26 protein-coding genes and 3 pseudogenes are annotated in these 25,112 nt (G+C 43.8%); 25 read left to right on the top strand and 4 right to left on the bottom strand.

What is annotated here, in order from left to right; translation table 11 throughout:
- Nucleotides 1-294: 294 nt before the first annotated feature.
- A pseudogene (locus V4U84_RS16700) lies at nucleotides 295-525 on the bottom strand (M20/M25/M40 family metallo-hydrolase); the annotation flags it as partial.
- Between the two features lie 1,269 nt (nucleotides 526-1,794).
- Here V4U84_RS16700 and V4U84_RS16695 point away from each other — a divergent pair.
- The 18 genes and pseudogenes from V4U84_RS16695 to V4U84_RS16610 all read left to right on the top strand — a co-directional run bounded on the left by V4U84_RS16695 (nucleotide 1,795) and on the right by V4U84_RS16610 (nucleotide 13,506).
- Entirely contained in the window at nucleotides 1,795-2,721 is a 927-nt protein-coding gene (locus V4U84_RS16695) for a DUF2268 domain-containing putative Zn-dependent protease (protein ID WP_334074530.1), read from the top strand.
- Complete coding sequence (locus V4U84_RS16690) at nucleotides 2,696-3,442, top strand: MerR family transcriptional regulator (protein ID WP_334074529.1); 747 nt, start codon at nucleotides 2,696-2,698, stop codon at nucleotides 3,440-3,442. The genes V4U84_RS16695 and V4U84_RS16690 overlap by 26 nt, the downstream gene beginning before the upstream one ends.
- Nucleotides 3,443-3,638: 196 nt before the next feature.
- Nucleotides 3,639-4,664 (top strand): aminoglycoside phosphotransferase family protein, encoded by a 1,026-nt coding sequence (locus V4U84_RS16685; RefSeq protein WP_334074528.1) that lies wholly within the window; start codon nucleotides 3,639-3,641, stop codon nucleotides 4,662-4,664.
- A 48-nt stretch (nucleotides 4,665-4,712) separates the two neighbouring features.
- Nucleotides 4,713-5,561 carry a P-loop NTPase family protein gene (locus tag V4U84_RS16680; protein WP_334074668.1) on the top strand — a complete coding sequence of 283 codons (849 nt, stop codon included), beginning with the start codon at nucleotides 4,713-4,715 and terminating at the stop codon, nucleotides 5,559-5,561.
- A 101-nt stretch (nucleotides 5,562-5,662) separates the two neighbouring features.
- Nucleotides 5,663-6,154 carry an AAA family ATPase gene (locus V4U84_RS16675; RefSeq protein ID WP_334074527.1) on the top strand — a complete coding sequence of 164 codons (492 nt, stop codon included), beginning with the start codon at nucleotides 5,663-5,665 and terminating at the stop codon, nucleotides 6,152-6,154.
- Between the two features lie 471 nt (nucleotides 6,155-6,625).
- Nucleotides 6,626-7,504: an EamA family transporter RarD gene (rarD, locus tag V4U84_RS16670; RefSeq protein WP_334074526.1), complete on the top strand. Its 879-nt coding sequence runs from the start codon at nucleotides 6,626-6,628 to the stop codon at nucleotides 7,502-7,504.
- Nucleotides 7,505-7,599: 95 nt separating this feature from the next.
- Complete coding sequence (locus tag V4U84_RS16665; RefSeq protein WP_334074525.1) at nucleotides 7,600-7,740, top strand: TetR family transcriptional regulator; 141 nt, start codon at nucleotides 7,600-7,602, stop codon at nucleotides 7,738-7,740.
- A gap of 80 nt (nucleotides 7,741-7,820) precedes the next feature.
- On the top strand, nucleotides 7,821-8,423 hold the full coding sequence (locus V4U84_RS16660) for a hypothetical protein (protein WP_334074524.1): 603 nt from the start codon (nucleotides 7,821-7,823) through the stop codon (nucleotides 8,421-8,423).
- Nucleotides 8,424-8,615: 192 nt separating this feature from the next.
- Nucleotides 8,616-8,882: a hypothetical protein gene (locus tag V4U84_RS16655; protein ID WP_334074523.1), complete on the top strand. Its 267-nt coding sequence runs from the start codon at nucleotides 8,616-8,618 to the stop codon at nucleotides 8,880-8,882.
- A gap of 265 nt (nucleotides 8,883-9,147) precedes the next feature.
- On the top strand, nucleotides 9,148-9,648 hold the full coding sequence (locus tag V4U84_RS16650; protein ID WP_334074522.1) for a TetR/AcrR family transcriptional regulator: 501 nt from the start codon (nucleotides 9,148-9,150) through the stop codon (nucleotides 9,646-9,648).
- Between the two features lie 22 nt (nucleotides 9,649-9,670).
- Nucleotides 9,671-10,144 (top strand): SDR family NAD(P)-dependent oxidoreductase, encoded by a 474-nt coding sequence (locus V4U84_RS16645; protein ID WP_334074521.1) that lies wholly within the window; start codon nucleotides 9,671-9,673, stop codon nucleotides 10,142-10,144.
- 95 nt (nucleotides 10,145-10,239) lie between these two features.
- Nucleotides 10,240-10,575, top strand: a complete 336-nt coding sequence (locus V4U84_RS16640) for a DUF1801 domain-containing protein (RefSeq protein ID WP_334074520.1) — start codon at nucleotides 10,240-10,242, stop codon at nucleotides 10,573-10,575.
- Nucleotides 10,576-11,032: 457 nt separating this feature from the next.
- Nucleotides 11,033-11,341: a PadR family transcriptional regulator gene (locus V4U84_RS16635; protein WP_334074667.1), complete on the top strand. Its 309-nt coding sequence runs from the start codon at nucleotides 11,033-11,035 to the stop codon at nucleotides 11,339-11,341.
- A complete protein-coding gene (locus tag V4U84_RS16630) occupies nucleotides 11,338-11,685 on the top strand; it encodes a DUF1048 domain-containing protein (protein ID WP_334074519.1) in 348 nt (115 codons plus the stop codon). Before V4U84_RS16635 ends, V4U84_RS16630 begins: the two co-directional genes overlap by 4 nt.
- Before the next feature lie 12 nt (nucleotides 11,686-11,697).
- On the top strand, nucleotides 11,698-12,027 hold the full coding sequence (locus V4U84_RS16625) for a DUF1048 domain-containing protein (protein WP_334074666.1): 330 nt from the start codon (nucleotides 11,698-11,700) through the stop codon (nucleotides 12,025-12,027).
- Nucleotides 12,011-12,379 (top strand): annotated as a pseudogene (locus V4U84_RS16620) (ATP-binding cassette domain-containing protein); the annotation flags it as partial. The gene V4U84_RS16625 and the pseudogene V4U84_RS16620, both read left to right, overlap by 17 nt.
- Nucleotides 12,348-12,923, top strand: a pseudogene (locus V4U84_RS16615) (ABC transporter permease); the annotation flags it as partial. The pseudogenes V4U84_RS16620 and V4U84_RS16615, both read left to right, overlap by 32 nt.
- A gap of 139 nt (nucleotides 12,924-13,062) precedes the next feature.
- Complete coding sequence (locus V4U84_RS16610) at nucleotides 13,063-13,506, top strand: hypothetical protein (RefSeq protein ID WP_334074518.1); 444 nt, start codon at nucleotides 13,063-13,065, stop codon at nucleotides 13,504-13,506.
- A gap of 146 nt (nucleotides 13,507-13,652) precedes the next feature.
- On the opposite strand, the gene thyA is transcribed toward V4U84_RS16610, so the two are convergent.
- Nucleotides 13,653-14,528, bottom strand: a complete 876-nt coding sequence (thyA, locus tag V4U84_RS16605; RefSeq protein ID WP_334074517.1) for a thymidylate synthase — start codon at nucleotides 14,526-14,528, stop codon at nucleotides 13,653-13,655.
- Between the two features lie 224 nt (nucleotides 14,529-14,752).
- Here thyA and V4U84_RS16600 point away from each other — a divergent pair, with 224 nt between their 5' ends.
- The 7 genes from V4U84_RS16600 (at nucleotide 14,753) to V4U84_RS16570 (ending at nucleotide 21,651) form a co-directional block, all read left to right on the top strand.
- Complete coding sequence (locus V4U84_RS16600) at nucleotides 14,753-15,013, top strand: hypothetical protein (protein ID WP_334077572.1); 261 nt, start codon at nucleotides 14,753-14,755, stop codon at nucleotides 15,011-15,013.
- A gap of 366 nt (nucleotides 15,014-15,379) precedes the next feature.
- Entirely contained in the window at nucleotides 15,380-16,885 is a 1,506-nt protein-coding gene (locus V4U84_RS16595) for an alpha/beta hydrolase family protein (protein WP_334077571.1), read from the top strand.
- A gap of 501 nt (nucleotides 16,886-17,386) precedes the next feature.
- On the top strand, nucleotides 17,387-18,004 hold the full coding sequence (locus tag V4U84_RS16590; RefSeq protein ID WP_334077570.1) for a GNAT family N-acetyltransferase: 618 nt from the start codon (nucleotides 17,387-17,389) through the stop codon (nucleotides 18,002-18,004).
- Nucleotides 18,005-18,123: 119 nt separating this feature from the next.
- Complete coding sequence (locus tag V4U84_RS16585) at nucleotides 18,124-18,822, top strand: response regulator transcription factor (protein WP_334077569.1); 699 nt, start codon at nucleotides 18,124-18,126, stop codon at nucleotides 18,820-18,822.
- Between the two features lie 20 nt (nucleotides 18,823-18,842).
- Nucleotides 18,843-20,219 carry a sensor histidine kinase gene (locus tag V4U84_RS16580; RefSeq protein ID WP_334077568.1) on the top strand — a complete coding sequence of 459 codons (1,377 nt, stop codon included), beginning with the start codon at nucleotides 18,843-18,845 and terminating at the stop codon, nucleotides 20,217-20,219.
- Nucleotides 20,220-20,315: 96 nt separating this feature from the next.
- The gene (locus V4U84_RS16575) at nucleotides 20,316-20,975 is read left to right on the top strand and encodes a hypothetical protein (RefSeq protein ID WP_334077567.1); all 660 of its coding nucleotides are present in this window, start codon (nucleotides 20,316-20,318) and stop codon (nucleotides 20,973-20,975) included.
- A 421-nt stretch (nucleotides 20,976-21,396) separates the two neighbouring features.
- Nucleotides 21,397-21,651, top strand: coding sequence for a hypothetical protein (locus V4U84_RS16570; RefSeq protein WP_334077566.1), 255 nt, complete (start codon nucleotides 21,397-21,399; stop codon nucleotides 21,649-21,651).
- A gap of 521 nt (nucleotides 21,652-22,172) precedes the next feature.
- Here V4U84_RS16570 and V4U84_RS16565 read toward each other — a convergent pair.
- Both V4U84_RS16565 and V4U84_RS16560 read right to left on the bottom strand, forming a co-directional pair.
- Nucleotides 22,173-24,413, bottom strand: coding sequence for an ABC transporter permease (locus V4U84_RS16565; protein WP_334074499.1), 2,241 nt, complete (start codon nucleotides 24,411-24,413; stop codon nucleotides 22,173-22,175).
- A complete protein-coding gene (locus tag V4U84_RS16560; protein ID WP_213505821.1) occupies nucleotides 24,413-25,111 on the bottom strand; it encodes an ABC transporter ATP-binding protein in 699 nt (232 codons plus the stop codon). Before V4U84_RS16560 ends, V4U84_RS16565 begins: the two co-directional genes overlap by 1 nt.
- Between the last annotated feature and the right edge of the window lies 1 nt (nucleotide 25,112).

The raw sequence follows: 25,112 nt of genomic DNA, 5'->3' as shown, positions 1-25,112 counted from the left end.
CAAACTCCTAAAGATACCGTCGGTACAATTCTTTTCGCCGTTCTCCACGAAGCTGAGCATCAATCTGTGTGGTGGATGCTTTTTCGTGCCCAAGCATTCCCTGGATAAACTCCAGCGGTGCACCGTATAACTGACAGGCGAGGAACACAATGATTCAGCTTTTATCGTATGATACGGTTCAGCTTAACGGTCATATCGGCGAAAGGCGATAGGACCAGCCGCGGCCAGCTCCTTCGTTGATTATAAGAAACATTTTTGATTTTATAAGTAGCTTAATTCATATAATGCTCTGGCTTAGAAGGCTGTCGCTTTGATTAAATCATCGATTTCTATAAATTCATCATTTTGGTGAGAGCTATTTTCCTTACCTGGGAACAGCGCACCATAAGCCACAGCATTTTTTAATAACGATGCATACGTTGCCCCGCCTGATGTTAAAAGCGCGGGTTCATCCCCTGTAATTGATTGATAAGCCGATTGTAGTGCTTTAATCATGGGATGATTGGCGGGGATATAATGCGTACTCATTGTCCGGATATCCTCGTTAGTTCGACTATTTATTTTTCCTTCGTCTTTCAGTACGTTTTTATACTTAAAAAATGGTAATAATAATTTTATGTTACAACATTCCCCTTATTGAAAAGAGTCTTGTTATGAGCCACTTCTGGTCTAATACCATCTGGTATTTGTTATTAGGTGTCACAACCATAATTCAAGTCGTCTATACTTTGTACCTTTCGGAAAACCGCTGCAGAACCTTTGCGTTCTATTTGACTCTTGTCGGCCTTCCTCTATATTTCGAAACATTTATCCTTATTTTCCTAGATGCATATGTATATTACCCAAAGATTATCCGCAGTCCAAACCTTGATCCCTTTAATGATGTGTTAGTGGGCAACCTGTTCTCGCAGACCGCTGTGGCAGCATCTGCGTTGTTATTGGCGGTTCGCCAAAAGCTGTTTTCTTGGTATGTGGTTGTTGCCTTCCTTTACTGTGTAGTGGAAGAATTCTTTAAGGCGTTGGGTATATACAGTCAACATTGGTGGAAAACCTGGATGACATTCATTGGACTGCTCCTGATGTTTGTCATTACGAAATGGATGTACTCCCGCTTAGTCCAGGGGCTTCGAACGATATACTACTATGGCTATATCATATTTGGAATGTTCCCAGTCTGTACTGTACTCTTTTTATGGGGTGTACTCGACTTGTCCGGCCTTATGCGATTTAAGGCAACTTTGCTTTCTAACCCCAAAATAAGCCGGTACGGTCTATATCTAGTCTTTTTTACCATCTCATATCCAATTATGGTATGGGGGTACTTCCGGCAACATTGGATATGGAAAGCAGCAGTCTTTGCCGTTGTAGGTGCTACTATATATTTAGGGTATCTATGTCATTTGTTAATCTTTCGAGAAGGTTGGTTCATACCAATAAGTATCCTCATGATCCTTTGGATATACGTTTCGGTATGGATATTAGATAGCTTATACAGAGGACAATTCTAAAGGGTAAATCAAAGCCAAAGCCTGTCTCAACCGTTCAGATCGGTCATTTGTCTGCGTCGGCCAAAACGGACGAGTTAGCATCTTCCATAAAATGGATGATGCAGAGATAATGAGAAAGTGCAAGTGGCTTTTTCAACCTGTTACAAAGAAATCCCGAAAAGAATTCATCTAACTTACTACTACCCATTTAATAATCCTCTGAATGAAGTATTTGATTCAAAGTTCTTGACTATGACGTTGGGTCATAGTGCATAATTCTCCCTATAAACTACTTGGGGTGGGAGAAATGAATATAAAATCACTGCGTTCAGATCAAATTTATCAAAAAATAGCCCAGGCTTCGCCCGAGGAAAAGCTTGAATTGTTCAGAAACGAAATGATGGCTCCCTTTATGAAACAATGGCAAATTCAACAGATCCGTTTTAGAGCTGAAAAGGCGAATGGTTTTGACGTTATTACGTTTAATAGTATGATGCATCGATCCCCAGATCAGATCAACCAGCAGATTCTACGCGAGGTGGAGTTGATTTCGTCAGATTCTTTTTGGCTAGAATGTGAGGAAACTGTTAAGAAAAGCCTACAACTATTTATTGAACATGAAATAAACCTCCCCGTATCCGACTATTTGTTTACCATTCAACTTGGGAATCCGGAAAACCGTTCCTTAACCATAAACGAGGGATATAGCGGCTTTGGGGGCATTCCCGGGTTTATCTGGGGCACAATCTTGCCAAATGAGTACACGATTCCTCGAATGAAGGCTGCGCTGGCGCACGAATGCAACCATAATGTGAGGTATCAATTTATTCAGTGGGATCACACCGTTAATTTGGGCGAACTAATTGTAAGTGAAGGATTGGCCGAAAACTATGCTACGTTCCTGTTTGGAGAAGAATTGCTCGGCCCTTGGGTAACGAAAACAAACGCAGAAACACTTAACAGGCGCATAAAGCCTGTGCTTAAAGAGCAATTGCAATTAACCGGGTTTGATAAATTTGCTCCGTATCTTTACGGTGACGAGATCGCAAAACTTCGAAACTTTAAACCAGTCAATATGCCTTATAGCGCTGGCTACGCTTGCGGATATTATTTAATCCGATATTATTTAAGAAAAACAGGAAGAACGATCTTTGAGGCCACAGTAACCCCTGCCGCTCAAATACTAGACGAGGTAAAAGGATTTTGGGATGAAGAAACCATTATTAGCTGTTAAAGATATTGTTCAGATTACGGGCATTACAGCTCGGACCCTGCATTATTACGATAGAATTCATTTATTTAAACCGACACATCTGACGGAAAAAGGGTATCGCCTATATGATCGAAGCAGTCTGGGAACGCTTCAGACGATTTTGCTATTCAAGGAATTGGATTTTTCCTTGAAAGAGATTGCGGACATTTTAAAGCTGACCAAACAAGAACAGAAACTAATATTAAAGAAGAAGAGACAAACCCTATTATCGAAAAAACAAAGACTAGAAACCATCATGATAGCCCTCGACGAATACGTTTCGGGGAAGGACATTAGTCAGTTGCAAATCTTTAACAATTCTTCCGTTTTGCCATTGAAAGAACAATACGCAAATGAGGCAAAATTCATTTATGGTGAAACAGAAACGTATAAAGAGTTTAATGAAACGTTGGAAAAATTATCTTCAGAGGATCAAGAGGAACGCTTTCAATCTATGGAGGAAATATTCAAACAAATGGCGGCTTGTATCGATCAGGATCCTGCCTCCGATGAAGTGCAGCGACTCATCGAGGAGTGGAAAGAAAATCTAAGTCAATTCATGACTTGTGATGCAGAGTTACTGGCTTGCATTGCCCATACCTACAAATTCGATGCACGATTTAAAAACTATTTTAATCAGTATGGCAGTGAGGATTTAGCGGATTTTCTTTACAGTGCGATTTTGTATCATATCAATCGGTAAAATTATAACCTCCCGTCTAGGAGCTAATTAAAATATAGCTTCTAGACGGGAGGTTTTGTTATGAAAATGAGCTCTGGATGAGGGAATAGATGAGTATATTTATAGTCGACCTTTCGTCGTTGTCATCTTTTCAAATATGATGTTTATGTATAATTGCGGGTTTAACCTTATTAACAGTGGAATGGAGGGCTTCATAATGAGCGAATTAAAAGCCGCAACACTGACACAGATTTTAAGCAATATGCTCGGTACAAAAATAGTCAGCGCCGATTTTCAAACCAAATCATTGCATGGCGGTACAGTGGGGGATGTACAGGTTGTAACGGGCTATGCCAAAACCACGGATGGCGGGGATTTTCCCTATAAAATCGTTTTAAAGACGCAAAAGAAATGGAAGCGCTACGGTGATCCCGATTCCTGGCGTAGGGAATATGACTTCTATAAATCCAATTTAGGCGTTCTGTTTTCAGAATCATTCCGTTGGCCTGAATGTTATCACGCTGAAATGAACGAAGAACAAAACGAAACGCAGATTTGGATGGAATATATCGATGGCATATCCGGTTTAGACTTGACCGGCGATATGTATGAACGCGCAGCCGAGGAACTAGGGCGGTTCCAAGGCAAGTTATATGCCGAGCAGCCAGTGGTTTTACAGAGCTTGACCAACCTGAGCAACGTGAATTATATGAAGAACTTCTATCTTCATTATGGGTCATGGAATCGAGTGTACGATTATATACGCTCCGACGATTGCGAAATCCCGAAACACTTGTGTAACATGCTCATCGACATTGATGAACAAGCAGATGAAATATTCAACCGTATTGAAAAGCTGCCGATCGTGCTGTGTCACAGGGATTTTTGGGTGGCAAACCTATTCTATTCAGACGGTAAAACCATACTCCTGGACTGGGATACCGCGGGATGGGGTTATTTGGGTGAAGATGTCGCAAGTTTGATCGCGGATGAAGCCGATATTGAACACATGGTTGAATATTACCATAGATGTATCCCGGCGTATTACAAGGGCTTTTCGGAATACGCGGACGTTTCACACCTAACGGATAACTGCGTTTATGAGATGATTCTACTCTTGTTCGGATACAGGCTTGTAGAGTGGTTTATGGACGCAGGATCGGGAAACCACCCCCAAGAACAAAACGATGAAAGAACGCTGCACATCAACACTCTGCAAAAAATCTATGAGATGAGGAATTAGCAGGAAATTCCCTGCTTATCCTCCTAATCAGGAATGGGGGGCCCAATGATGAATTCGAAATTAATCCTGATTGAGGGGTTACCGGGATTCGGGAAAACAACAACCGCTCAATTGGTTCATGAAATACTTACAGAGATGAACATGAAATCGCAGCTATTCTTGGAAGGAAATCCAGAACATCCCGCTGATTACGAGGGAGTCGCCTTTTTTCAGAAATGTGAATTCGATGAGCTATTAAGTACCCATATAAATTTCAAGGACTTGTTAAGTCATCATGTGATAAAACAAAATAACCATTACTTCCTGCAATATCGAAAAATAAAGAATGAGTATGGGGCAGATTTTCCAGATGAATTGCTGCACGCCGTTGCCAAAAACGATGTATATGAATTGCCGTTGGATCAAAACAGGAAGCGGATTGTAGAAAGATGGAAGAAGTTTACGGAAAATGCTTTGAATGGTTCGGAAACGTTTGTTTTTGATTGCTGTTTTATACAAAACCCTGTAACCATGGGGATGATTAAATATGGAGCAAAAAAGGAAGACGTTATAAGTTACGTTACAGAACTCGCAACCATCGTTGAGCGGCTAAATCCATTGTTGATTTACATAGAACAAAACGATCTTGATCTTTCTTTCAGAAGGGCTGTAAAGGAAAGGCCTAAAGAATGGTCAGAGGGATTTATTGAATATTATACAAACCAAGGGTACGGAAAAAAGCATAATTACAAAGGGTTAGGAGGAACTTTGCGGGTTCTTGAAGCTAGGAGGGAATGGGAAGAAGAAATTTTTAACGGCTTAACCATAGCCAAGAAAAAAGTGAATAACTCTTTATATGATTTAAGCGAGTATAAGTATGGTTTGGTGGGGATTTTATCGGAATATATCAACTCATAAAACAGTGAATTTCGAAAAAACCGCATTTCCCCAGTACCTGCACCACTCGGTTGCCATATTATATCTATAGCTCCTCACTGACCAGGAAGGGAGATGAATAGATGACATTTCCTCTTTATATTGTTGCAGGAACTAGCGGTTCAGGGAAATCGACAGCTGTAAAGGTAGTACGTAAAATAATGGGTTCTGGCTTCAATGTTTATGATATGGACACGATCATTGTCGATGGAAATTTCCAGACGGCTTGCCAACTGTGGCTCAGGATTGCATATGCAAACTCATTAAGCGGGAATACGACCATTTTATTTGGAGCCGTTCCTTATCCGTACGATGTAAATATATGTGATCATTTTCATTTCTTTCATCCAGTCCACTATTTACTGCTCCATTGCAATAGCTCCTGCCGAACTGAACGATTGCAGAAACGCGGCAAATGGACGAAACAGGGGATAGAGGGTACGAATATTTACGCGGATCAACTGTATAAAAATTATTTTTACGCAAACTTACCGATCATAGACACTACGAATATACCACCTGCACAAGTGGCGAACCAAATCAAGGAATGGATATTAACGAAGAAGCATAGCTGAGAATACTTTATTGGGCCACGCTGGATGATTACCGCAAATGGACAGGCCGCGTCCCGAACAATCACGCAACGGAAAGTCGCATCCGTTATGCTTGCAAAACCGGCGGGATCGAAAACTCCACTTGGGTGAAACATTCGAAACAAGGTAAGTTATAAGGTTCAATGAGCTATAGAAACGGACTAGCGTTCGACCATACGCTAGTCCGTTTCTGCTTGCATCGAGCCGCAAAATAAACCCAACCGCATGATTATTGTATATTGACAAAAAGGAACAAGACCGATTAGAATCGGAACGGTATGTTCAGTACGGGGCAACTGCGTTAGTGGAAAACGACAGGAACCTATAGAAACCATGGAAAGCCGCATACGTTGCGGTCTTTTTGTTTTAGGTCGGAGATTTTGCCAAAACAAAAACATTGGAAAAAATGTAAAGTAATCATTCAGACATCAGAGAGAGAAGAGGGGATTCATTATGAAAAGTGGTCTGGTCAACGCGATTATCGCGTATATCATGTGGGGGGTTCTCCCGCTTTATTGGAAGTTGTTCGACAATGTGCCGGCAGGCGAAATACTGTCACATCGGGTTGTCTGGTCGTTCGTCTTCATGGGTATTCTCGTCGCAGTCCAGCGTCGCTGGGGTGACATGAAGCGGATTGCCGCCAGCCGCTCGCTCCTGCTGTCGCTCGCCGCCAGCGGCCTGTTGATCGCCGCTAACTGGCTCATCTTCATCTGGGCGGTCAACAGCGGCCATGTTGTCGAGACAAGTCTCGGCTATTACTTGAACCCGCTGCTGAACGTACTGCTGGCGGTCGTCTTCCTTCGTGAGAAGCCAAGCCGCGGCCAATGGCTCGCGATTGCCATCGCTGGCGTTGCGGTGCTCATCATCGCCATCGACTACGGACGGTTCCCGTGGGTCGCGATCTCACTGGCCGTTTCGTTTGGCTTGTACGGCCTCGCGAAAAAGAAGATCGTACAAGACGCTTCTGTAGGCTTATTGTCGGAGACGGCTGTAATCCTGCCCGTCGCGCTCGCCTATTGGATTTATTTGGCCGCCGCGGGAAAGACGACGGCATGGTCGCTACCTGCGTCCACGTTCATCGAACTGCTTCTCTCCGGCGTGGTCACGGCGCTGCCTCTGCTCTTCTTTGCGCGGGCGGCCGCCCGGATGTCGCTGTCCGCGTTAGGCTTCGTACAATACATCGGGCCAACGATAATGCTTGTACTGAGCGTATTCGTGTTCAAGGAATCGGTCTCGCCGGTTCTGCTTATCGGGTTTGCGCTCATCTGGACCGCGCTCTTCGTATACGCTGCGGCATCGGTTCGCAGCTTAAAACTCGCAAAGGCGAGCTGACGGCAAAGGCGCCGTCATAACGGCCATTTCCGTCCAATGGGGCGGAGATGGCCGTTTTCCGTTCGTGGATGTCATCGTCGAACCGATAGCTTGTTATGTTAATAAGGGAAGCATTCAGAGACTTGTTGCGGAGTAAAGGATTTGATTCGATGACCATCAAGGATATCGCACAGAGAGCAACGATGAATTGCACCACCTTTTATGCCCATTATGAATCGAACGCGAGGTTTGCCTAATCCTCCAGGAAAAGGTAATGTTAAGTTGATTCCAATAAAGGTGTGAGGGGCAAAAATGATGCAAAGGGCGGTTTGGTGTTATGTTAAATCGGTTTAGCTGGAAAGAAAACGAGGTATATTTTATACCTGTTACTGAATCTGTTTCAACAGTCATTCAATTGCTGAAGAAGCCATATATTATTCTGTTTAACGCCTTTTCGCAAAATTCTATCACCGCTTGGGACAAGGTCAAATTACAGGATATTCAAGAATTTCGAGTTATCCGAGTGCTGCATTCGGCGGTGAAGCAGACCGCAACGCAAAAATTGAAAGATACCGCGATTGTCCCCACAACAGATGTGGATTTACCGAAACATTTTATCAGTCAAGATTTTGGAAATCACCCGGATTCATTTTCTCCTCGATTCAATTTGGTGTCTATCGATCCCGACACCGGCGATCTGGGAATGGGCAATCCGATTGTGGAAGCGGATATCTATCCCGCGAAATCGCTTGAACGATTAGAGCCTTATGAATTAACGGCATTGCATACGGCCAAAGATTTGATGAATAGGCTTTACTGGTCATACTCCATAAAATTTGGTCTGGATAAATATAAGGAGTGCTACCTGAATCGCATCATCCCCATTCCTGTCGACGAATGGGAGCAAGAGTACCTAAATGCTGGAGGGTATTCAATATGAAAGTAAGCATTCAAGGTTTGGTTTCGTCGGGAACCCCGGAAGCAATCCATCCGTGATCCCGCGCCCAAAGTTCCGGCAGGTTCCCATTCCGTGCATTGAGGGACAAGGTTTGGCTTCAAATTCAGGTCTGCGCGGCACACGTCTTGATCGTAGTAGAAGCCGAAAAACAGCCGATAGACAACCGAGGAACGATTGCTCCCGGTTTGGTTCTCCAATGGTTACGCTTTCTATGATTATTTTGACCAAATCCTGTACAACGTTGACGACGATGTAGTGGTTCCTGTTCAGAACGGGAAACTGTTGTCGCAAGGAAAAATGGCAACGGCGCAAACCGCATCCGAAACCAAGCCGGCAAGTTATGCGAATGATGGCAGCTACCAAACCGAGTGGACCGCCACAAGCAGCTCCTGGCCCCACTGGAGGACAGTAGGGGACAGCCCATTCATACATTTCGACTGATTAAAGCCCTCCTCATTTGGAGGGCTTTAACTTGACGTATTCACTATTGGTTGAGGTCAGTCATCCTTATATAAATTGAATTGCATTTTTTTGAACGATCGGTCGTTAAATTATTGACAATACATTAGGAAAATCCTTATAATGGCCTTAACTCAATGAAGGGGGCCTGAGGGCTATCAAGAAAAGAGATATTACATCTAGTCATATCATCCAAGCAGCATATGAACTTTTTGCAGAGTATGGGATAGAGAGAACGAGTTTGGGCATGATTTCCAAAAGAGTGGGAATTACTAAATCCTCCATATACTACCACTTTGACTCGAAAGAAGAGTTGATTAGCCGAACATTTGAGTATATTTTCAGAGATCATTATTTTGCTGCTTACTTTGATACTGGATCCGTTAATAAAGACAATTTTGTAGAGACGATAATTAGAGGCGGTTTAAAAATGCTGCCAAGCGATGACGAAGAGTACCGATCAACATTAAGAGTACTTAGTGAGTTTTCGATGCTGGCCGAGCGCGATGAGCAATTTAGAGCTCCCTTATTGAAAGTTCAACAAGATTTTGTAAACGGTTTTTTTAATTTATTGTCAAAGGGTTCTGAATTGGGTCTTGTCGAACCATCAAAAATCGAAGTTAGCTCTAAAATTCTTACCCTGCTTATTGATAATTTATCTAGATGTAAAATGATGAAGATGGATATGGAATATCAGATGATTTGGGAAGAGACTATTAATAGAATTATTATGCGAGAAAATACATAGTAGCTTATGAGGAGCGATACGTTTGAAACATATTATTATTACAGGTACATCAAGAGGAATCGGTGAACGTTTGGCTAATCAATTAATCGATAAGAACCACCACCTTATATGCATCTCTAGAACTACTAACCAACGGATTATCGATCAAGCCAAGGAAAAGGGCTGCAGAATTGATTATTTTAATTATGATTTAACAAATATTGGTGATATTGATCAACTTTTCGAAGACATCTTCAATCATATTGAGCTTTATTCCAACGATGAATCGATTTATCTTATCAATAATGCCGCCATGTTGACTCCTGTGAGCCCAATTGAACGGATAGGAACTGCAAAAATAATAAGTAAGGACCTTTTCCCATATGTTAATGAATTCATTCAACTTTCTGAGGAAGGGAAATTACAAACGCCTGAATACACTGCGCACAAATTAATTGAGATTCTATTAAGTGAAGATTTTGGAAAGGCTGTCGTTATAGAAACTATTGATCAATAAGGAATACCTTAAATTCAAAATAACCCTTGAAATATTCTTATCGTGGTATACTCAGAGCATGAGCTAAGCACTATCAAATGGGAGGGGAAATCAGAATGAATCAGGAAGTTAAAGCCTACATCGAAAATCTGCCGAAATGGCAAGGGGAGATTAGTTCAACTCTGCGAGAGATGGTTCATGAGACAATTTCGGAAGTAGAAGAACGGATTCAGTACAAGAAACCTCACTTTTTGAAAAATGGACATTATGCAGCGGTGATCTCACCTTCAAAGGATGCCATTGCGTTCATGATCATGAACGCAGACAGTATCGATTTTCCAAAAGAATTCGAAGGGCCTGCTGAACGAAAGTGGATCAAATTGCGGGAAGGCGACACTCCGGATCTCGCCCTGTTGTCAAGTCTTTTAAAGCAAGCCTCCAGCACGTTGTAACGTACATTATTTCCCCATGCCGCTTCTGAATTTCCATGGTATCTGTCTTTTTAAAACTTCGCGCACATTCGGAGATGCTCAGATGCGTGGCATCGGCAATTTCCTGCAGCGTGATGGTTTCCGTTTCTTTGATCATCATCAAATCTTCGGATACGCCAACCGCAATAGCAGGTATGTATAGGCTTTATATTTCGGCTGTCATCACGCTTCCGTTCATTCCTTGGAAAACGTTCCGCTCCTTAAGCATGAACGCAAATCGGATAATAAAGACGAAACCCACCGTTCAAGGCTGACCGCCTTCGGTGGGTTTTATTTTCTTAAATAACCTGATTCTGTGGCAGAGCAAACCCTATTGACAAACCAGCTACTACGTGTTACTTTATAGCAGTAGTAAGTAATACTTCATACCAGTCATACAGAATAGCAAAGGGTGATTGTATTGGAAAACCTAACGGAAATGCTCAAAGGGGTGCTTGAGGGCTGCGTCCTTGAAATTATAAGCCGCAATGAAACCTACGGTTACGAAATCACGCGGCAACTGAACGCCCTCGGCTTCACGGATGTTGTGGAGGGAACGGTGTACACCATCCTGATCCGGCTTGAAAAAAACAAGCTGGTAGAGGTTACCAAAAAACCCTCCGACATGGGGCCGCCGCGAAAGTTCTTCGCGCTCAATGAAGCGGGGGGCGAGGAGCTGCGGAGGTTCTGGGAAAAATGGGAGTTCGTATCATCAAAACTTAACGAGTTAAAGGAGAAAAAACAATGAATTTTTGGGAGAAAATCACTGGCAGTGACATGAATAAAGAATTCAAAACTTTTGAATTGCGAGCCAAAAAGCTGCCGGTTGATTATCAAGCGGCATGGGAAAAAATTAATGCCTATCTTTGGCCACACTCCGATTTCACCGGTCGCAACCTCATGCCAATTCTTGACGGTGTGCTTGGCCTGCTCGAAGAATCGGCGGCGGACGGTCAGAGTGTCCGAGAGGTTTTGGGTGACGATATCAAAGGCTTCTGTTCAGCGCTGGCCGGCGAAGAAGGGGCAAAGACTTTTCGCGACAAGTGGCGCGAGCAACTCAACCAAAATATTGCAAAAAAATTAGGCAAATAGGAGGTGGATATGATGAGAATACGAGATATCATCGAAGGCAAAAAAGAGTGGCGAGCCCACGTGGCGCGTGTTAAAGCGCTCCCGCAGGACTACCAGATTGTTTATAAAGAGATCCAAAAATATCTCTTTAAGATCGGCCCAGTTGAGCTAACCGACGGGACGGGATTGCTCTCGGGGATTGTCGATCTTTTTGAAGAGGGCGCGGCCTCGGGGAAAGGCGTGCTTGAAGTGACGGGCAGGGACGTAGCGGCTTTCTGTGACGATCTAATCAAAGATTCAAAAACTTACACTGACATTTATCAAGAATCTGTTGGGGGGGATCGGGATGGAAAAAGCAATTAAAGTGAAAGGTCTGCTAAAGTCTTTCAAGGACACAGAAGTCCTAAAGGGCGTCGATTTTGAAGTGAAGCGAGGTGAGATTTTCGCCCTGCTTGGCTCCAACGGCGCGGGCAAGACAACGACTGTCAGAATCCTCGCCACGCTGCTCAAGCAAGACGGCGGAACGGCGACCATTAATGGATTCGATGTTCCAACGCAGCCCGACCATGTGCGGCAGGCGATTAGTCTGACCGGACAATTCGCCGCTGTGGATGAAATGTTGACCGGACGGGAAAATCTGATCATGCTTGCCAAGCTGCGTCACCTCAAAAATCCGCGTTGCCGGTATCCTGCTGATGGCTATTGCAAGCGGTATATCCTATACGGCTTACCGCTTGTTTTTGGATAAACAACGGGGCATCATCGAGCGGTTCCACTCTATGCCGATAGCGCGTTCCGCCGTACTGTGGGGGCATGTGCTGACCTCGCTGGTATCCAATGCGATTTCGGTTGTCGTCATCATTCTGGTTGCTTTGCTTATGGGCTTCCGCTCGTCGGCGGGGTTACTGCCATGGCTTGCCGTAGCCGGTATTCTCATGCTGTTCACGCTTGCCTTGACTTGGGTCGCGACGATTGCCGGAATGTCCGCCAAATCGGTGGAAGGCGCAAGCGCGTTTTCCTATCCGTTAATCTTCCTGCCGTTTATCAGTTCGGCGTTTGTGCCCACCGAGTCGATGCCCCGGATCGTTCGGGCCTTTGCCGAAAATCAGCCGGTAACCTCGATCGTGGAATCCATTCGTGCGCTTCTGTCCGATAAACCAGTAGGCAATGATATTTGGGTCGCTCTTGCGTGGTGCTTAGGGATACTGATCGTCGCATATCTATTTGCGGTGCGCGTCTACAAACGGAAAGAAGCTTAATGTTTACAGGAAGGCTCCGGATTCCGTGACAACGGTGAAATATTAGGAGACGAGTAGGGCGGAGTTCTAAAAGAAAACGGTCAAATTTCAAAGAGATAACGGAATTACTCTATAATATATTTAAAGGAGAATAAAACTAATGAATGTTGACGAAAAGGTAAATAATGTATTTTTAGAAACAAAGAAGAAATATAATTCGCTTCGTGAAGATGAGAGAAAGAAAATCATACGCTATCTATCTGAAAGAGGATTTACAGCTACGAACCGTGGGGGCAATGGACGACCTGATTATACAAATCATCGGCAACTGGAAAAAAGCTATGATTTGACCAACTGGAAATATATTGAAGCGACTAAAGGGGATATTAAATATTTCATTTCATTGCAGGCATTTGATAGGGATATAAAAACTACAAATTATCATGTATTAATGGACAGAATTGGTATCTGTGCTTTTTCCAAGGAAGTAAAAAAGCCAGATTACTTTAGTCTTATGCAGGTGACTTCTTTAGAACTACCTTTCGGAGAAAAGGAACTCGATGAATTGTTAGAAATAATGAACAATATAAATATTATAAATTAAAAATTTCAGAAATACTTCTTGCAATAAAAAAAGGTGAAACTATGTTTTCATTGAGTCCATTCTTGGCTCGGTTTATTCTAGCAGTAATTGGAATTATCATGCTTATCATGGGCGGTAGGCAAGTATTGACAGGAAGATATTGTTAACTATTCAGCTATTTCGTACTTGAAAATACCGTTGTGTTCGTAATCAACCAACTTGGCCTCAGACAATCTGCGATCAAAGAAGGAACGTTTTTGACCATCTTCATCGAATTTTTCTGGAAGAATTAGCGTGGGAGTACAATCAGGAATTGGTTGAGACAGTTGTTCTTTTAAAATATCGATGTGTCGGTTATATACATGGGCATCATCGATACACCAATACAATGTGCCTAAATCATATTCGCATTGATCAGCCATTAATCTATGTAATACTGCATATTGGTAGACATTAAATGGGTGACCTAAGGCCATATCGGCAGATCTTTGTTTAACGTGTAAATCAAGCACATTATTATTTACTTTCCAATTTGTAGCCCAAACACAAGGTTCCAAGGTCATTTCGTCCAAGTCATCAACATCCCAAAGACTGGTCATGATCCTACGTGAACTAGGATTTTTTTCAAGCTGATACAGTACATACTCAACTTGATTTAACTTTTCTACTTGCCAGGAAACTTTACGACATTTCTTGGCAAGTTGATATCCATAAGCCTTACCAATCGTATTTTCTGTGTTTGCCCATTCATTCCAGACCTTACATTTATGGTCTTGAAGCCAAGTCACATCATTTGATAGCTCTTGCCAAATCCATTCTAGTTCAATCAAAGGCGTTTTTTGAAAGACTCGTTTTGAGCGCAAAATTGGTAATCCGTCTTCAGGTTGGATTTTAAAATTGATTCCTTGGATAAACTTAGTTGGTGCAGGACTGCCATCTGCGTATTTTGCGCGAACCAAAGCAGGATCTTGATCAGTGCCGTTTTCAATAATATCCATTATTACATCACGATATATCTTGTCGAACCCTGTGTAATTAAGCATAAACTCACCCTTTTGATTTCTTTATATCAATGTTTATCATAACATATGGGGGACACTCAGGTTAAAAAAATTGTCTGATTGCCCTATGTCACTCGGAATTATCGGAAGCTCATGGAAGTGATGTTTGAAGAAGTCATTGAGGTTTCATTGGTCATTTACATGTGTTAACGGAACTTTACAGCAATATATACAGGTACCGCGGGTCCACTATAAGAAGCAAAAGCTTGTCTTATCGGCAGCAAGTTACTTCAATGACAACGGTACTAATGAATTTTTTAGTAGAGCACAAGCTAATTGTTATAGAACCTTTCCATGAGGATGGTTCGCTCAAGGACGATTTGGAACTGCGGAGCTCTGATTTAACCGATATAGGAAATGTATTCTTCAAAGAAGTTTTCCCCAAATGGTCTGCGTATATTGATCGTGGCGGAGATATTCAAAAAACAACCATTCTTTTAAAGGGATTGAACAAGTTGCAAATATAGCAAATGGGCTTTGACCATTTTTTACAAAGCAATTGAGACATATGTAAAGGAATTGAATTTTTGTAACCGTCGATCTGGAAGTGATTGACGGTTCTTTGTGCAGAAGAATTGACTAGGTATCGATTACCGATTAGGCATAAATCTAATCGTGGTTCAGTGGGACATGCCGAGATCCAGATCGGGCGATTTTACGGGGGGACAATAGAAGGGGCTGCGATCAGTCTCAGGAATGGTTACACTACATGGTTACGTGCTAAGTAAGCGTCTTACAAAATTGAAAGGTAGATGTAAGGAAAGTCGATAGCTTAGGCCAGCATGGTAGGATAATATTGGAACAAGCGAAAATTTTTATAAAGGAGAGTCGAGATGAGGCTGTTTGAACTGTTGCTTTATTTGTCAAACATCGGTTTGTTTGCATTAACAGTCCTATTAAAAAAAGAACGGCGTAGAATTCCAGTATTCGTTGCAAGCGGGATCGCCACACTTTTACTGGTCATTCATTGGATGGTAGAAGGATACAGAGTTCAGCTACTTTTCCCATATTGCATAACGATCATTTTTTTAGCCATTTCGTGTTATAGCTTTTTTAAAAAAACCGGTCCCAAAAAAATCCCACGATTCATGTTGGGTTCAACTTATACCGCTATAGCGGTCATGCTGATCGTTACAGCTGGTCTCATGTATACTTTTCCTGTATTTAAACTACCTGAACCGACAGGCGAATTTAAGGTAGGAACGCAAACTTTTCATCTCGTGGATACAAATAGGGAAGAGATTTTCGACGAAGCCAGAGATGGTAAGAGAGAATTAATGGTTCAGGTATGGTATCCGGCTCAAGCTGGCACCGGTAAGCACACTCCCTTTGTTCCCGATCCCCAGATATTAGATTATATGGCCGCGGACTATGGCCTTCCCGGGTTTACTTTTCAACACCTGAAGTACGTATCCAGTCATGCATATTCGGGGGCCGAAGTCTCTTCGGCACAGACTTCATACCCGCTGATCCTTGCGAATCCCGGCAACGGCTCCTCCAGGTTCCTTCACACGTCACAAGCCGAAAATCTCGCGAGTCACGGATATATCGTGGCCGTGATCGACCACACCTACAATACATTTGCAACCGTGTTTCCGGACGGGCGAATCACGACCAGCACAACCAACGACTTGTTCTCGCCCAACGATGATTACCGGACGAGTAGGGCAGCTCGCGACAAGCTGGGTAAAGTTCTAACCGACGATGTGGCGTTTGCGCTGGACCAATTTGAACTCATCCAATCGGGGCAGATTCCAAGTCTTCTAAAAGGGAGGATTGATCTCGGTCATGTCGGGGTGTTCGGTCATTCCATCGGCGGAGCGACGGCCTATGACGCTTCTTACGATCCGCGAATCGCGGCTGGAATAGACCTTGATGGAGGGCTTTATCGACTGCGTGACAGAGAGAGTCTGCGAAAGCCGTTTTTGTTTATCAACTCGGAAAGCTATTTCGAACAATTAAAAATGGCGATGGATAACCGGGTCTACACAGATGCAGAGCTTAACCGTATGGGCGAAACAAGAGAGCGGATGGATCAAGTAACGGAAGATAAAAAGTTGGAGCTTGAACGGATGCGCGAAACGGTCGGTGAAGGGGGACGAGTGCTCTATATCGAAAATACGGAGCATATGAATTTTGCCGACGTACAGCTCATTTCTCCGATTTTCAACAAGCTGGGCATTACAGGAAAGATTGCTCCCGAAAGAGCGAACTCCGTTATCAATGCCTATATATTGGATTTTTTCGATATGTATCTGAAAAATCAAGGTGGAGTCTTATTGAAAGGTCCGGATAACCGCTATCCTGAGGTGAAATTCGTAACCTTATCATTGCGCTAACGGGAGACGAAGTTCAATGAAACAGTGACAGTCTAGGACTTTATTTTCACGCCCTGGATGTCGCTGTTAATATTTTCACGATCAGTCTAAAACTTATTTTGGGGGTCTAGCGTTTATTGCTTAATAGTACATATGGAGGTAATTAAGTTTGAAAACTCACTACTATCTCAGTTGGTTTAATGGTTTTTTTCCAGAGAAGCTGGTCAAATTGTTGCATGAGGAAATAAAATTTCCCACTCAAAGATTCAGAAATTGGTTGAGACGCTCTAATTAAGGTGAGTGGCTGTGACCTAACAGAATTAATTCCTTTTGATGTATAAAATCAAGGCGTACAGCGAATCATCTCAGGTCTCCTCTCTATGATAGGAATACTGTTTGTAAACAGATGCAATCTTAATGTCCCCAGGACTTATTGTCGGGCAGAAATGATAAATTTTTTACCACCAATTTAAGTTGGCCGAATCCTTGAATTAAAGAGAAAATAAGAGTAGGGAGTAGATTATGGAATACCTAGTAAGAGAAATCCATATAACCGACTATCAAGACATTTACTTGTTGAATCGAGAATTTAACCCCAATCTTTCAAGTTTTACCGAAGAAAAGGTCAAGGAAAAAATTGGAATTATTACAAGAGAGACAACAGATAAGATTTTTGTATTCGAACTCAATAACGAGATTGTTGGATATATCCATGGAAGTCGCCATGAGTTGCTTTTTGCCGATCCTTTGATCAATGTTTTAGGCTTTGTAGTAAAAGAACGCTACAGAAATCAAGGTATCGGTAGCAAGCTAATGGATTATTTAGAGCACTGGGCGCGGGAAGAGGGTTATTCCGGCATAAAGTGTTGTCCCATCCGAGTCGCGAGCAAGCACATAGACTCTACCACAAAAGAGGCTACCAATTTACGAAGGATCAAAAAAATTTTATTAAGTCTTTTGATTAGCGCCAAATGGAAAACAAAACAGCAAGACAATAAAGAGCCGTGCGTATTTGCATGGCTCTTTATTGTAATATTAGACTCGAAACTAAACAATAAACTTTCTTTATACGCATTTGAGAAAGGGCCTCATCGCCTGGACTTTGTGGTTCGTAACATTCATAGATCGATCACCACCTGAAAGTAGGTATAGGTATCGAGATAAAAAATAAGGTTAAGCTTGAGACTGAAACTGGTGTTTAACCATGTATTTGATACTATATACGATAACAATAACTTTGTAAGAAGAGGAGGGATCGCGTGAAAAAGATTCTTGTCATTGATGATGAAGCAGCCCTCAGAGATTTAATTGAGCTTGTGCTCAAAAGGGAAAATTTTATGGTGCGGACAGCGGAAGATGGAGGTACGGGGCTCAAGGAGCTGGACTCCTTCAAACCGAACCTGGTTTTACTGGATTTAATGCTGCCGGACTACTCGGGGTATGACTTATGTAAAGAAATCACCAATAAACAAGCTATTCCTGTCATTATGTTATCGGCGAAGAATGAGATTATAGATAAAGTGTTAGGACTAGAGCTCGGGGCGGAAGATTATCTGACCAAACCTTTTGATAACCGGGAGCTTATTGCAAGAATTAAAGTGGTCCTCAGGAGATATGAAAACAGCGATCCGAATGCATTAGGGGAAGACCAACCGATGTATTATGGGGAATTGGCATTTGATCTGGACAGAAAAGTGGTGCTGAAGAACGGGGCGCCGGTTTCCCTGACCGCTAAAGAATTTAAAATTCTGGAAACGCTGCTTAAAAGGCCGGGAAAAGTCTTTACACGGGATGAACTTCTGGAGCTCGTTTGGGGCTTTGATTATTTGGGGGACAGCCGCAGCGTGGATATGACCATCATGCGGTTAAGAAAGAAGCTGGAGGACGACACGGAAAACCCCAAATATGTGAAAACCGTCTACGGCTTCGGCTACCAGCTTGGAGGTGGCCCCAACTGAAATATGCAACCCGGCTGCTGTTGAATTATTTGTTTTTCTCCGTATTATCCTTTGCCATTATTATTATTTCCGTGAACAAAGCTATCGACTACTTTAGTTTTGTGACTATAGAGAAGAAAATGATGAAGCAGGCCGACTTGTATGAGCTCTCCTTTAGAGAAACCCTTGCCATGCAGGATAGAACGGCGGCCGAGGAACCGGCTGAAGAGGTGGCGAGAATCGCTTTGGAAAGGCTGAAATCTGCAGGCCAGGAAGTGCGGATCTACGACAGCAGTGAGAAGCTATTGGGATGGGCCGTCGATGGCATTGTCATCAATGATGGAACTCCTCTAATTTTTCAGGGAAACATTCAAAATGCCATCAAAGGGAATTATGCGTACACCATCACCGATGCTAAATTGCTCTACTTTACAGTGCCTATTCAAGATAAATATTATCAAAACAGCTTTGTATTCGAATTTGTGGAGGACCTTTCGTATTTCTACGTGATGATGGATCAAATCCGGTATATCTTGCTTGCCGGGGCAGCAGGATTTCTAATTCTGATTACATTAGCAAGCTTATTTATAGCCCGTAATACAACAAAACCGATCAAATATCTGCTTGGGGCCACGGAGAAATTCTCCAAACAGCAGTTTCAGCAGGTAAATTTGAACAGAAAAGATGAGCTCGGGATGCTTGCCGCTGGACTAAACCGGATGGGCATTCAATTAAATGAGTATATCCAGCACCAGAAGCAGTTTGTTTCGAATGTTTCTCATGAACTGAAAACACCGCTTGCGGCCATCCGAGGATTTTCCCAATATTTATATGAGGAAGAGAATGAGGACAAGGAATTACAAAAGATCTATGCTCATCTTGTAAATGAATCGGACAGGCTGACCCTGCTTATCAATGAGTTGCTGCTGTTATCCCGGTTTGACAAGGCAGGTTCGGATGAAATGGGTAAGGAAAAGACGGATTTAACCGTGTTAACCGAACGTGTGGCCGCAGAAATGAGATCAAAAGCGGAAGACCAAGACATTCTACTTGACTTCAAGCCGGGGAAACCGGTCTACGCCTGCGTCAATCCAATCCTGATGTCGCATGCTGCCGCTAATATTGTAGATAACGCCTTAAAGTATTCCCAAGGCGGCACACAGGTTAGAATCGAGACGTTTATCAGGCAGGAGACGGCGGTCATCCAAATAAGGGACGAGGGCGTCGGGATCCGTGAAGATGAAATTGCCCGGGTGCAGGAAAGATTTTATCGGGCGGAAAATGCTCACGTGGCCAAAGGTTCAGGATTGGGACTCTCCATGTGCAAAGAAATCGTTGAGAAATTTGACGGTAAATTGGAGATTGAAAGCGAAGTGGGCGTCGGGACCACCGTGTCCATCTTTCTTCCTTTAGCATGAAGTTACAAGAATGATACAAGATTGTGATTAGACTAATAATTTGTTTTCATATGATGACTTCATAAGATTAAGAAATCAGTTTGGGAGGGGACCCGTATGAAAGCATTAAGCAAACCAGCAGCCCTAATGATGTCCATTGTCCTTCTTGGGACTTTTATGGCGGGATGTCAGGGAACCAGGGAGAGTACGCCGGAGGCTCCCGTACCTTCGTCAGGCAGTAACCCGGCAGGCGGCAGCGCCGATTCCGGCATAATCAAGGAAGGAACGATTCCCAAGGACGGGAATGTAATTTTAAAAGAGCTGGCTTTCGTCTACAAGGACAATACCATTGCCCTTTCCGATATCGTTGACGATGCAAAGCTTGAAAGCATGTTGGGAAAAGCGGATGAGAAAAAATCCCACACCTATACGGCAGACGATAAGACCAATATGGATCAACTGCTTGGCCGTACACAAAATGTATACACCTTTCCAGGGCTTGAAATCGAAACCTTTAATACAGGAGAAGGTACTGATTTCTATATAACCTCGATTGAAATTACAGCCCCTGAATATTCCACAGTCCGAAATATTAAAGTCGGCGACAGTTTTGAGCAGCTTAAAAAAGCATATCCCGAAGGGAATCCAATGGGCAATGGAGCGACCAGCGCGGAGGATGAATACCGGTATACGCCGGCCAACTATGTGGATGTAATGACGTTCCATATCAAAGATGCAAAGATTGACCGTATTCGCATAAACACGCTTTTGGACTGAGACAACCCGACACAAGAAAATAAATTACTACTACGTTGATAACTATGTAGACAGATTTTCATTTTAAAGTAAACAAACCATCATTCAAGAAATACAATGATGGTTTGTTTTTTGACGTGCGCCCGGCATGGGCGATAACTTGGCGGTGAAAGTCCGCTACAGGCTTGGCAGTAGGAACTGTTAGCCAAGGGCAAGGGTGTCCGCCGCGAGGCGGAATCTGAAGGAAGCCGGAGGCAAACCCTCGGTCTGACGAACAGAAATCACATACACACTAAACATATATAGAACAAGGGAACTATTTAATTCACATACATATGTACAAAATACGAGTTTTGTGAATAAGAATACCGCTGTGTGATTGTCATGCCCGCGGTATAGCGAAATGATCCGAGAAACCTACTTCAACGGATACCACTTGTACATGCTGACTGCCGCTAACAGCCACCATGATCTGCCGCTGTATTCCAGGCTCCAGCCTGCCTCGCGTCTCGATGCCGTGAGCTTTGTTGGCAGTACGGTAGAGTTTTCGCAACGATTCACTTTGGGTATGGTCGACAAGATGCTGCTCGATGCCGCCCATGATGCCGGCGCGATCTATGATCTGCTTGCGCATCAGCACATCGAGCCGTTCATTGATCTCAACGCCAGAAGCGTTTCAAATGGCTCTGTCCGATGATGACGACGCGTACCGAGTGCTCTTGTAATACGCCTTGCTCCACAGCCAAGTATGGACGTTCCTTCCACACGCAGAACAAGGACAATCCGCGTTTGTTTCCAAAGACACCGCTCGATTCGAAAGCTTGGAAGCTGACGTATAAACGTCGTACTACCGTGGAACGTTCCAATAAACGGGAAAAGATCGACTACAAGCTCGAAGCAGGCCGTCACTGCTCTACAAAAATGTGGTACATCTGCATTTACGGTATTATGATGTGCCAATACATCGACGCTTGGTATGCTCACCAGCAAAAAGAGCTTGATTTACTACAGCCACAACTACTAGGGAACGCTCCCTAACTACTTGCCTTTTTTGAAAAATGAACGCTGTCTGCTTGTTTGCCTTACCCATTATTGAAAGCGGGTTTAACATCCAGATTTACCTGTCTGATTTCCACGCTTTGAGCCTTATTTCAGCTCCGTACTCCCCTTTAACTCTGAGAGTCTATATGTGATTCAAGCGTCGGGGAAGCCTTTATCTTACTCCGCTCCCGCCTTCAACGCTTCGCTCATCGGGATACGGGCTACTTTTTTTCTGCACATCCGCTTTGCAAACTCAAACGTAATCATTACAATAACAAAACCGAGCACCATATAGAAGAAATTAAGTTTGACCGGCATTACGAGCTGCAATGACTCTGTGAGCGATTGATACAGCGCGCCTATGCTTCCCAGCAAAGCGGGAATACCGAACAGAAAGCCTGCCGCAACAATGAGTGTATTGCTGCCCAATATCAATGTATTGATTTCCTTCTTTTTGTATCCGAACACCTTCATTAGCGATATGCTGGCCCGGCTTTCGTCAACCATCATACCGGTTACAATATAGATGATAATCAGACCGACGATAAATGCAGCAAAGATTAAGCCGTAAATCATTGGCGCCATCTGATTGATCAAGCTGCCGAAGCCTGCGATTATGGCATCGATGGATTTGGTATTCTGGAGCTCGCCCTGAGAAAAGTTCATCGGCATGTCGCTCCAAATACCGATGTAAGCATCCACAGGCAAGCCAAATTCTTTATTGAATCGGTCGAGCGGCATAAACAAAAATTCGCCGGCGTACGTATCCGCCACTTTTTCAATGATAAACGTATGCTCCTTCCCGTTTTCCACATCGAACACGGTCACGCTGTCGCCTGTACTCACACTAAGCTTTTTCGCCAGCGGCGCCGTGATAATGTTGGAATCCGGTTTAAGTACTTGCCCGGAGCCATCTTTCAGTATGATCTTCCCGGTGTCTGGCAGAACGCCGGTCATATAAAAGCTGATTTCATCATTATTTACAAGGCTCACATACGCCGCGCCGAACGGTTCGCCTCCTGCGGGCGCAGTTCCGGTTTTCTCCGATTTGAAAACATACTCATATTTAAGGTTGTACATCTCCTTCACGCCTTTATTGAGCATATAGTCAACCGAGCTTTTCATCGCAAAACCGTATAATATAAGCATTGTGGCGACAACGACCCCAAACAACAGCAATAAGCTTCTCGATAAGCTGCGAACCTGCTCCCTGATCTGGAACTTTGTATTGAATTTCACACGGTCAAGCCGCAGGTTCCGTTCTATGAAATTCGTTTTTCTTTTGGTTTCTCCGCCTTTCATAAGGATGGCCGGAGGCGTTTTTAAAACTTTGCCGATAACGCCCCATGTGACGCTGCAAAGAATAATAACCGGAAGCAGTATGGCGACAATCATCAGCCAAGGATTGGATATCGTTTCATAAACCGGCATAGGGAAGGCCGTCAGCATAAAGTTGAATACGGGGGCCACCAACAATAACCCCAATATGGAGCCGACCACTGAGCCGATAACCGACACCATTAGCGGGAACATCAAATAATGGCGGCGTAATTCCCGTTTTCTATAGCCTTGCGCGTACAATGTCCCGATAATGACGGATTCGCTCCTGATCATCCGCCACATCAGCATTCCGAGCAAAACACAGGTGAGCGCAAGCATGGCAAGCGGCACAACTGCACTCATCGTGGATTGTATGCTTGCCTTCATAGGAACGTAGGATACATTGACTTTCTTTTCTGTGCTTTGCCAGTTCGTTATGTGGATGCCCTGCGAACGCAGCGCGTTTTTTAGTGCCGCTTCCTGGGATTTAATATTTCCCCTCTCGTCGAAACGGATGGCGTAAACCTTATTCCGATCCTGCATGGAATCAAAATCCGCTTTGCCGACAACACCGACGCCGAAGGTTTTAGGGTCGTTCATCATCGTATCTTTCGACGGGATAACATAAATAAAATGAGGCAGCAGCGTATAGCCCGAAACGGTATAATTTTTGTTTGCGACATGGATGGTGTCGCCGATTTGGTAACCGTTTGTTTCGGCAAACAGACGGTCGAGCATGATTTCCGAACGGCCCGGTACGTTCCCCTCTTGGACGGCGGGAATATTGACGGTGTTCATCATCGGAAACACCCGCAGCGTTTGACCGGGCTTCACTTCGCTGTCCGCCGTGCCGCCAATTTCAAGCTTCGCGGCAAATTGCCGGCTGAGAGCGGCCGCGTCAATGGCGGTATCGGTGGAAAACTCCGCGTCGGACAAAACGTTCCGTTCGGAAAACGTCTTGAACGTATAAATCAAATTGGCTGATGTCATATTTAACATGACAAACATCATACTGCTGATCATCAGTAAAAGCATAGACCCGATGTACCTGGATTTATGTTCCAGCATGGTCCTTGTTACTTTTTTTAGCAGTGTCATCACCACTCAATCCTTTCTGCTGCGGTTGTTTCTTCATGCCGGATCGTTTCCACAATCTCTCCGCTGCGCACCTTGTAGACCACATTCGCCATATCGCCGATAGCTGTGTTGTGGGTGATCATCAGGATGGTCGTTCCCAAATCGCGGTTTATTTTCTGCAAAAGAGAAAGCACACTGCGGGACGTCTCATAATCCAGCGCACCGGTCGGTTCGTCGCACAAAAGCAGCTTCGGGTTCTTGACAATGGCGCGGGCTATCGCGACACGCTGCTGCTCGCCTCCGGATAGCTCCCTTGGGAAATTCCTTTTTTTCGTTTCCAGGCCAACCGCTTTCAGCACCGTATCCATATCCAGCGGAGCTTTTGAAATATTGGCTACCACTTCGATATTTTCCATGACGGTAAGATTCGGTACGAGATTGTAAAACTGAAATATAAAGCCGACCGAATCCCTGCGGTAATCCGTCAGCTGATCGTCGTTAAGCGCAGCAAGCTCCAGTCCGTCGACACGGATACTGCCGCTGTCCGCAAGGTCCACGCCGCCAATAATGTTCATCAGCGTTGATTTTCCCGAGCCGGACGGGCCGAGTATGACGCCTGTCTGCCCTTTTTCAAGCCCAAGACTTACCCCTTTCAATATCTCGGTTTTGCTTTTGCCCGTAGGGTAGCTCTTTTTCAAATTCTTTACCGCAATAAACATA

The organism is Paenibacillus sanfengchensis (genome assembly GCF_036864765.1).
Classification (GTDB): domain Bacteria; phylum Bacillota; class Bacilli; order Paenibacillales; family Paenibacillaceae; genus Fontibacillus; species Fontibacillus sanfengchensis.
This window is presented reverse-complemented; position numbering and strand designations above follow the sequence as displayed.

Bases quoted from the DNA above. Each gene is read 5' to 3' on its own strand.
- V4U84_RS16565 (WP_334074499.1), bottom strand. From the start codon at position 24,413: ATGACACTGCTAAAAAAAGTAACAAGGACCATGCTGGAACATAAATCC.
- V4U84_RS16685 (WP_334074528.1), top strand. From the start codon at position 3,639: ATGAGCGAATTAAAAGCCGCAACACTGACACAGATTTTAAGCAATATG.
- V4U84_RS16595 (WP_334077571.1), top strand. From the start codon at position 15,380: ATGAGGCTGTTTGAACTGTTGCTTTATTTGTCAAACATCGGTTTGTTT.
- V4U84_RS16575 (WP_334077567.1), top strand. From the start codon at position 20,316: ATGAAAGCATTAAGCAAACCAGCAGCCCTAATGATGTCCATTGTCCTT.
- rarD (WP_334074526.1), top strand. From the start codon at position 6,626: ATGAAAAGTGGTCTGGTCAACGCGATTATCGCGTATATCATGTGGGGG.
- thyA (WP_334074517.1), bottom strand. From the start codon at position 14,528: ATGCTTAATTACACAGGGTTCGACAAGATATATCGTGATGTAATAATG.
- V4U84_RS16630 (WP_334074519.1), top strand. From the start codon at position 11,338: ATGAATTTTTGGGAGAAAATCACTGGCAGTGACATGAATAAAGAATTC.
- V4U84_RS16660 (WP_334074524.1), top strand. From the start codon at position 7,821: ATGTTAAATCGGTTTAGCTGGAAAGAAAACGAGGTATATTTTATACCT.
- V4U84_RS16665 (WP_334074525.1), top strand. From the start codon at position 7,600: ATGTTAATAAGGGAAGCATTCAGAGACTTGTTGCGGAGTAAAGGATTT.
- V4U84_RS16610 (WP_334074518.1), top strand. From the start codon at position 13,063: ATGAATGTTGACGAAAAGGTAAATAATGTATTTTTAGAAACAAAGAAG.
- V4U84_RS16625 (WP_334074666.1), top strand. From the start codon at position 11,698: ATGAGAATACGAGATATCATCGAAGGCAAAAAAGAGTGGCGAGCCCAC.
- V4U84_RS16675 (WP_334074527.1), top strand. From the start codon at position 5,663: ATGACATTTCCTCTTTATATTGTTGCAGGAACTAGCGGTTCAGGGAAA.
- V4U84_RS16690 (WP_334074529.1), top strand. From the start codon at position 2,696: ATGAAGAAACCATTATTAGCTGTTAAAGATATTGTTCAGATTACGGGC.
- V4U84_RS16560 (WP_213505821.1), bottom strand. From the start codon at position 25,111: ATGTTTATTGCGGTAAAGAATTTGAAAAAGAGCTACCCTACGGGCAAA.
- V4U84_RS16680 (WP_334074668.1), top strand. From the start codon at position 4,713: ATGAATTCGAAATTAATCCTGATTGAGGGGTTACCGGGATTCGGGAAA.
- V4U84_RS16640 (WP_334074520.1), top strand. From the start codon at position 10,240: ATGAATCAGGAAGTTAAAGCCTACATCGAAAATCTGCCGAAATGGCAA.
- V4U84_RS16635 (WP_334074667.1), top strand. From the start codon at position 11,033: ATGCTCAAAGGGGTGCTTGAGGGCTGCGTCCTTGAAATTATAAGCCGC.
- V4U84_RS16650 (WP_334074522.1), top strand. From the start codon at position 9,148: ATGATTTCCAAAAGAGTGGGAATTACTAAATCCTCCATATACTACCAC.
- V4U84_RS16695 (WP_334074530.1), top strand. From the start codon at position 1,795: ATGAATATAAAATCACTGCGTTCAGATCAAATTTATCAAAAAATAGCC.
- V4U84_RS16570 (WP_334077566.1), top strand. From the start codon at position 21,397: ATGCTGACTGCCGCTAACAGCCACCATGATCTGCCGCTGTATTCCAGG.
- V4U84_RS16590 (WP_334077570.1), top strand. From the start codon at position 17,387: ATGGAATACCTAGTAAGAGAAATCCATATAACCGACTATCAAGACATT.